We start from the raw sequence: 7,851 nt of genomic DNA, 5'->3' as shown, positions 1-7,851 counted from the left end.
TGCGAAAGAGCGGCACGTGCGGCAGGCTGTAGGGCAGATAGAGAAGAAACGGCGTGTCCTGATTCGCCTTGATGAACCGAATCGCCTCTTCGGTGTAGCGACGCGTGATGGTCGTTTGGTCAGCCGGACGCTCGATGATGCGCGTCCCACGCATCAGCGGGACATTGAAATCCTCGATGTTGGGGTTCTGGAAGACCTCCCTGCCCGTTGACGTATCACGGTCCATGTCATTCGAGTAGGGGATGCCGAAATACTCGTCGAACCCGTTGTTCGTCGGGAGGAACGGTGGCAGGTGTCCCAGATGCCACTTGCCGATCGCCGCCGTCGCATAGCCCTGCGCTTTGAGCGCCTCGGCCAGCGTGACTTCGCCGGCCGGGATCCCGCCTTTGGAGTCAGGAAACAGGACGCGTCGCTTGTCGGACGTCATGCCGCTGCGCACGGGCAAGCGACCCGTGAGAAGCGCCGCACGGCTTGGGGTACACACGGATGCGCCGACGTAGAAGTCGGTGAAGCGGAGACCTTCGACGGCCATGCGATCCAGACGCGGAGTGTGGATCGTTGGATGGCCATACGATGAGAGGTCGCCATACCCCAGGTCGTCGGCAAAGAGGATGACAACGTTCGGCGAGCGCTGTGCGAAGGCGGCTGTCGCCGTCACAACGAGGAAGACGAGAGCGGCAGCGACGCGTCGAGCTGGCATAGACGATGTGCTCCTTTAGAAGAGGACCTTCAATCCGAACTGCAGTTTCCGGTTCGGGCTCGCGGTGCCGGAAATCTGTCCAAAACTGGAGGTGCCCAGTACCGCATTTGGCAGACCCAAATGGGGCGTGTTGGTGACGTTGAACGCTTCGAAGCGAAACTCCGCGTCGACGTCGCCGCCGAGGTCGAAGCGCTTGAAAAGGCCGAGGTCCCCGTTGTTGAGGGAGGGCCCCGTCAGAGTGTTCCGGCCCGCGTTGCCAAACGTAAAGGCGGCCGGGACCTCGAACGCCGCTGTGTCGAAGAACTGGTCCACCGGGTCCGCACCGTCCGGTCGCGTCGGATCCCCGACGAGGTTCGGCCGATCCACGCTCTCGAAACTGCCGTTGTTGGCTGGATCGCCGCCCACCGTGACGCTGAACGGCCGTCCGGACGTGAAGGTGATGATACCCTGGGTGCTCCAGCCGCCGAGCAGCGCATTCAACAGGCCGCCCCACTCGCTGCCGAAGCGCCGGTCCCTGCCGAACGGCAGCTCCCAGACATAACTCGCCACGAACCGATGTTTGCGATGCTGGTTGTCCAGCGCCTTTTCGGCGCGGAGATTGCGGACATCCTGGACCTCGCAGCCAGGAGCGTTCCCCGAGGCGGCATCCACGGCGCAGACATCGCTCATCGTCCTGGAGAAAATATAGGAACTGAGAATCGTGAAGCCTCGAGAGAAGCGCTTCTCCAGCTTCACCTGGCCGGAATGATACGTTGCGCGGCCGTCGAACGTGTGGCTGTTGAACCCGCCCAAAGGGCTCACGACCACGTCGGTGCCAGGAAAGACGACCGACGTAAACGGCCGCCGGTCGTTCACGTTGCCGGGGCCGGGTTCTGGGGCATTGAGATCGAGGCGGCGCGACAGGTGCTTCGTCGCACTACCAAAATAGCCGACCTGCACGAGCCAACTTCGCGCGAACGTGTGCTGAATGTTCAGGTTCCACTGCTGGCTGTACGGAAAGGCGAAATCCCGCTCAAAGGAGGAGAGCACTGGGGCCGCCACATTCTCGGGCGTCAGGACGGCCGGCACGCCCTCGGACAGCATGAACGCGGGTGAGATGCCGTCGGTGGTGATCTGCGAGCTGAATTTGAACGGCAGGTTCGTTTCCAGGTATTGACCGCCGCCCGTTTCTTCAAAGGCCCCGTAGAAGATCCCATAGCCAGACCGCACCACGGTATTCGCACCCAGCCGGTAGGTCAATCCAATGCGGGGGGCGAAATTGTTCGAATCGGTCTCTATGAGCGCACGATCCACGCGACTGTCGCCGTCTGCCGCCAGAATCAGCTCGGCCTGGGGCGCGTGGCTCAGGTCCGGATCGAAGTTGGCCAGGCCGTCCTGCTTGTCCTGCCACGGCAGGAACACTTCGTAGCGGAGGCCGAGGTTGAGCGTGAGGTTCGGCGTCGGCCGCCACGTATCCTGCACGTAGGCGGCATGCTGCCAGCTTCGCAAGTTCATGAAGACGTTGGTGGACACCGTGGTCGTGCTTGGCATCCCCAAGAGGAAATCAGCAAACGCACTGCCGCCCGCATTGCCATCCGGGTTGCGGGTAAAGCTCCCATTGAACTGGAAATTGCCCAACTGCTGTTGCGGGTTCGTCAAGAAGCTCTGGAGCCGTTGAATGTTCACGCCAAACTGCACCTGATGGTTGCCTGTGATCCAGGTCGTGTCGCTCACGACCTGTCGGTTCTGCGATTGGGCCAGATTGGGATTGAAGTTGGAGCCGCCCAGGGTCCTGAAGCCTTCCATGCCAAACACAGGCGACCCAGCAATCTCCTGATCCACGCCTGCAAGGGCTACTTGGGACGCGAGGTTGGTGCCGGCCGCGGCCGTGGCCGAGGTGATGGCGGTATAGCGACGGTTCCACGCCGCTTTCGTGGTGGTGACGAGATTGGGGCTGAACGTGTGATTCCATTGGGCACTGACGACCGTGCCATCAAAGGTGAACGCCTGACCGCCGCCCAACACGCCCTCGAAGCCTGGGGTGGGGAACTGATCGCGGTCGCTGTAGTCAACCGTAAAGGCGGCATGGTCACGTGACCTCACGTTCCAGTCGACGCGCGTATCCACCTTGAACTCGTTGAAGCCCTGGGGCGAGTTGAACGTGACATTGCGTGTAAGGTCGCTCGTTTGCGGTCCCGGAACGAGATCGACCAGTTGTCGGGCGGTGGGGTCAATCCGGTCGGCCGGAATGATATTGCCACGGAACGGCTGGCGGGTTCCCGTCGCGGGGTCGAACGTCGCCGGGTCGAAGATCGGCGCGCTGAGCTCCGAAAAATCCCCCTGGCGCATCTTCGCCGTGGGCAGGTTGCTGACGATCGTGTTGGACTCCCGGCGGCGCTGCCATTCCAGCGCGTTGAAGAAGAACAGCGTGTCTCGCAGGACGGGGCCGCCGAGCGCGCCGCCGAACTGGTTGCGTTTGAAGGGGGCCTGTGGCTGGTCGTGGGTGTTGAAGAAATCTCGTGCATCCAGCGCATCGTTGCGCAGAAACTCCCACAGCGACCCGTGGAAGGCGTTGGTGCCTGACTTGACTTTCAGGTTGAGGACGCCGCCCGTGGCCCTGCCGAATTCTGCCGAGTAGCCGTTCGTTTCGACCCGAAATTCCTCGACGGCGTCCACAATCGGCTTGACGACCTCCGCCTGCTCGCCCTGCGCGGCGATCTCCATATCGTTGTTGTCGACACCGTTGAGCAAGTAGTTGTTCTGCGTGGTGCGCTGGCCCGCGGCGCTGAAGCCGCCGAACCGGCCGCCGATCGGCTGGACCGTTCCCTGCGACAGGAGCGCCAATTGCGCATAGTCCCGCCCGTTCAGCGGAAGCTGCTGGATGCGCTCACTGTCGATGACCTGCCCTTGGCTCCCCCGGGTCGTTTCGAGCAGCGGCTCGGTCGTCGTGACCTCCACCTGTTCGGACATCTGTCCGACCTCCAGGGCCACGTCCACCACTGCTACTTCCTGGACTCGCAGACTGACGTGCCCGACCGCGGTGGTGAACCCCGATAGCTCCGCCTGAATCGTGTACCGACCGATGGTTAACGCTGGAAACGTATACCGTCCCGCGTCGTTCGTCACCGTGGTCTGCGTGCGATTCGTGGCGTCGGCTGTGGCCGTCACGGCAACGCCTGGCAACACCGCGCCCGTCGTGTCGGTAACGGTCCCTTCGATCTGTCCGGTATCGCCAACCTGCGCGAACGACATGCGCGAGGAACCGATCAGCGCACAGAAGACAAAGAGAACAATCCAGCAAACACGTGGGGGCGTCATTCCTCTCTCCTCTTCATCTGCGGTCTCATGAAAACAGGTGATGGCCTCGTGCTCCCGATTCGCCATCTGTCCGGCCCTTACGCGTCACGATGCATCGTGGTGTTGGGAACCGCCCACATCAGCGTCACGAGGATAGAAGGCCGGTAATTGCAGGAGCCGAGCGAGCCACGCTACCGTGCGCAGCTCCTGCACGATCTCCGCGACGTGATCCTGTAGGTCGTCATCCGGAGAGCGTGCCGGAGTGAGAACTGCGCGAAGGACGCGATCGGTGCCGGACGCATGGATCTGTATGTGCTCAACGACGTCCCGCACATTGCCAAGCGTCAAGGCATTCTCGGTGAGAAATCGCTGAAGCTCGAGGCCATCGGGCGCGTCGGCAAAGTCCCGTGGATACGTGAGGATGCCCTGTGTATCGAGGTTCGGCAACGGCACCGTAGAGAGCTCGTTCAGCACGGGCCGCAGGTGCGCGATCAGCATGACCGCCTCCTGGGCGACGGCTCGCCCCTGTGCTCCAAGGAGCGTGAGCCACGTGGAGGTCGAGGTGGCCCCGAGGCGCGCCAACGTCTCCTGCGACCACCGATGGGAGAGTCGCCCGAGCGCCTGGGTGGACGCGACCAGACGCTTGGCCCGCACCCGTGTCTGCTCGACGAAGTCGCGGACGCGTGCCTCGGCTGTCTGGCCGTCATCCTCATGTCCGTAGACCTCGTACACGCGCGGGTAGAGCGGGATGCTGTGGAGAGTCGTCATATCGAGCGTGTCGGTGTCCACTGAAGCCGCGGCGTTCGGACGCGCCTCTGGAACCGACGAGCCGCCAGCCACCCGCACCTCCACGGTGGCGCCGAGCTCCGCCGTGCGAGCGATGAGCTGAGGCTCGCTCTGCGTGCGGCACGTCTCATCGCCGACGACGACCTCGAGATGAAACGCGCGCGCGGTCTTGCGCCAGGCGCCCCGTTCGAAGCAGCCCGCGGGCACATACCGGTACAGAATGTAGCGCACGTTCAACTCGGCACGGTCGGCGTCGAGCGCCATCACCGGGGCGAGCGCGCGTGCGGCGGGGACGCGAGGCGCAGCCAGCCGCGCGATAGGGACGGGTTGTGTACGGAGCGTCGGCAGGAGCTCCGCATCCGGGTTGAACATAGAGGCATTCACCAACGACGCGTGGATGTCCTCGGTCGCCTTCCGCGCCATGCTGACTTCCACCAGCCCACCATAGCACCTTCCACAGGCGCACGAAGACATCCTGCGCGAGATCCTCCGCCTGCGCTGGGTCACCCGAGAGGCGTCCCGTGTAGCGCCGAATTTGGAGAAAATACGCACGGTACGCAGTGCGAAAGCACCGCTGGGCGTCAGGCCCAGTCGAACGCACCGGCCTCCGTAGCGACAGCACTCAACTCCTTTATTGATCTAAGACGTTTGAGGGGGGTCGATTCTTGCAACAGGGTGGGTCCCTATCCCTGGTATCGTCCCGGAGCACCACGGGCCCTTCCCTCGACCACGGACCTGCGCCATCGACTGCTAGTCGGACCGCGCTCTCGTTGCGTACAGTCGATGTCCGCCGGCGGCGCGGAAACCGAGCGTTTCCAGGAGCTCCTTTGAGATCTCCGCCGGGTGCACCTTTGGGAACCGGAAAGTCTTCATGCCTCGCGCGCGGAGCCGAGAGAGCAGTTGCCTCAAACGGACTCCACCGTCCTCGATGAAAGAGCGGAGCGACACAATCTCCACGTCCGGGGCGCTCGCGTTCGTCTCCGGGCCCACTCCGCACTTCACGTAAAGGAGGTAGGCCTCAATTCGCTCGTCGGAGGCGACAGCGAGTCCTGCGATATCGTCCTTCCTCGCAGTGAGGGTCTCGACCGAGCGCTGCCAGCACACCTGCGGATGATCCTCCCCAAGGAGACCATTCGCGGCGAGATCGTCGACCGTGACAGGGATCACGAAGTGGCCGACTACCTCGCGCGCATCGTCCTCTTCACGCGTCAAGACGTAGTCTGTCAGGAGCGCTTCCGGGACATATCCCCTTGCGCTGAACAGCTCGCAGGCAGGAGCGAGAGCCTCGGGGATTTGGGCGATGATACGAGGCGGGCCGAGAATCGCCAGCTTCGAGCCGAGCGAGTCGAGCAGGTGGCGGCCATGACCCTGTCGCCGATGATCCGGATGGACGGCGATCTTGTGGACGAGAGTACCGGACGGCCGCTTGGCGCCGATCAGCACGCCGATCGGGTCCGCGCCCGAGAAGGCGACCATGCAGCTGCTGCACCAGACCTGAAGGTCGCGGATCGACCGCTTGAACGCGGCTGGCGTCATGGAAGGCTCGTCTTGAAAGTACGGAGACCAGCAGTGATTCAGCGCGTCGACGAGAAGCGCGATGTCGTCCGTGCGGCAAAAGCGATACGCCGTCATCGGGGTCCTCGTAGCGCAGGCCTTTAGGCCTGCCAATCACAGCGCGAAGTCTCGCAGGGCAGGCCTAAAGGCTTGCGCTACGACTGACCATTCGAGTGAGCTCTGGGCTTAGGTTCGCGAGGAGGTGCCAGCGAGCTCACTTCGTTGAGGTAGCCGCTGCCCTTCGCGGCCGGGGCCGCCGCAGCCTGCGCTGCCCCGGCCTCCCGAGCCGCGATCATCTCCGCCATCATCCGCTTGCCGATCTCGATTCCCTCCTCGACGAGCGGAAGGTCGATTATCGCCGCGGCGCGCTCCCGCGCAAGCTCCTCGATCCGCTCCTGTGTCTTGCTCCGCATGAAACCGGCCGGAACGCGGAAGATCCGCTGCGCGGCTTCGCTCGTCCAGTCGAATGTCGAGATCAACGGGTTCTTCCTGTCGTCGCGAGCAATGAGCCTGGCCTCGCTCGCCGCACCAGTGCCAGTGTTGGCGGGTTCAGCCCCGCGCGCTCGCGTCATGTCGGTGGAGGAGGCCTGAATCTCGAGCGGCGCCCCCGTCTCCTCCTCGATCACCTGTCGGGCGAATTCGAGCGTGATTGCGTCGAGCTTCACCATGCGCGCGCGCTTTTCGACACGCGCCTTGACGCGGCGGCGCTGATAGGCGTTCTTCATGGTCCAGAGGCCCTTCCTGGCATCCTCCGTCCATCGGAGCTTGCGGCCGTCGTACGTGGTCTCCTCCTGGAGACCTCCCTCCACCGCTGCGATCCTCTCGATCATCTCGCGGGAGATCACCTCGAAATCCGCGGCACCGCAGACCGCGCACTTCACGGGGTCGCTCTGCCTAGCCGTGACGCCGCACGCCCGGCACATCGACACGGGGCCGGACTTCGCCCGCTCGAGGGCCACCGCCTCGGCCAGCGCCTTGGTCGCGGCCGAGGCGCTCTTCGGCATGAACCGATCCATCGCCTCGTCTATCACCGCGCTGGTAACCACCGAATGCCCCTTTTCGAGCGCCACGCGAAGGACGCCGGTGCGCGCGATCCCCTTGACCTGCTCGGGCACGTGCTTCATCCGCTCTTCGGCTTCGGGCGTCCATCGGACGCTCTCCTCGGCGCGCACGTCGAGCCGGGGCACTTCGAGGCGCGTGGAGAGGAGGACATCGCACGGCGCGGCGCGAAGAATGTTCTCCGCGTTGCTCCCCAGCCCCTTCTCGTCCTTCGGGCTGTGGACGCCGATCCGCCCCACCACGAGGAGCCAGGGCTTCGTCTTGCGCGCGTGGTCGAGGATCTTCTGGAAGGGCTTGCCGTCGAGGAGTGTTTTGTTGATCGCGATGCCCACCTCCGCCGCCATCCGCTCGCCGACCTCGAGATGAGACTGATAGATCTGCGCGAGCCCGGTGTCGATGATCTCTTCGTGGAGCTGATTCTGCGTATCAACCCGATGACCTTCACCTGGTGCCTGGCGCGGGATGCGCGGAACATG

6 protein-coding genes are annotated in these 7,851 nt (G+C 63.8%); all 6 read right to left on the bottom strand.

Annotated elements, in window-relative coordinates; all coding sequences use genetic code 11:
• Positions 1-700: sulfatase-like hydrolase/transferase (locus tag GEV06_27610; GenBank protein MPZ21626.1), on the bottom strand; the 700-nt coding region annotated here is incomplete at its 3' end.
• A gap of 15 nt (positions 701-715) precedes the next feature.
• Complete coding sequence (locus GEV06_27605; GenBank protein ID MPZ21625.1) at positions 716-4,063, bottom strand: hypothetical protein; 3,348 nt, start codon at positions 4,061-4,063, stop codon at positions 716-718.
• A gap of 18 nt (positions 4,064-4,081) precedes the next feature.
• Entirely contained in the window at positions 4,082-4,993 is a 912-nt protein-coding gene (locus GEV06_27600) for a hypothetical protein (GenBank protein MPZ21624.1), read from the bottom strand.
• The gene (locus GEV06_27595) at positions 4,890-5,384 is read right to left on the bottom strand and encodes a hypothetical protein (protein MPZ21623.1); all 495 of its coding nucleotides are present in this window, start codon (positions 5,382-5,384) and stop codon (positions 4,890-4,892) included. Before GEV06_27595 ends, GEV06_27600 begins: the two co-directional genes overlap by 104 nt.
• 128 nt (positions 5,385-5,512) lie before the next feature.
• Positions 5,513-6,394, bottom strand: a complete 882-nt coding sequence (locus GEV06_27590) for a GNAT family N-acetyltransferase (protein ID MPZ21622.1) — start codon at positions 6,392-6,394, stop codon at positions 5,513-5,515.
• 77 nt (positions 6,395-6,471) lie between these two features.
• Positions 6,472-7,851: hypothetical protein (locus GEV06_27585; protein ID MPZ21621.1), on the bottom strand; the 1,380-nt coding region annotated here is incomplete at its 5' end.

It is taken from the genome of Luteitalea sp. (assembly GCA_009377605.1).
In the GTDB taxonomy this organism is placed as follows: Bacteria; Acidobacteriota; Vicinamibacteria; order Vicinamibacterales; family Vicinamibacteraceae; genus WHTT01.
The sequence above is the reverse complement of the archived record's forward strand: the minus strand, read 5'-3'. Positions and strand labels throughout refer to the sequence as shown.

What these genes read in the sequence shown, in the direction of transcription:
- GEV06_27605 (MPZ21625.1), bottom strand. Translation starts at nt 4,063, where the DNA reads ATGGCGAATCGGGAGCACGAGGCCATCACCTGTTTTCATGAGACCGCA.
- GEV06_27590 (MPZ21622.1), bottom strand. Translation starts at nt 6,394, where the DNA reads ATGACGGCGTATCGCTTTTGCCGCACGGACGACATCGCGCTTCTCGTC.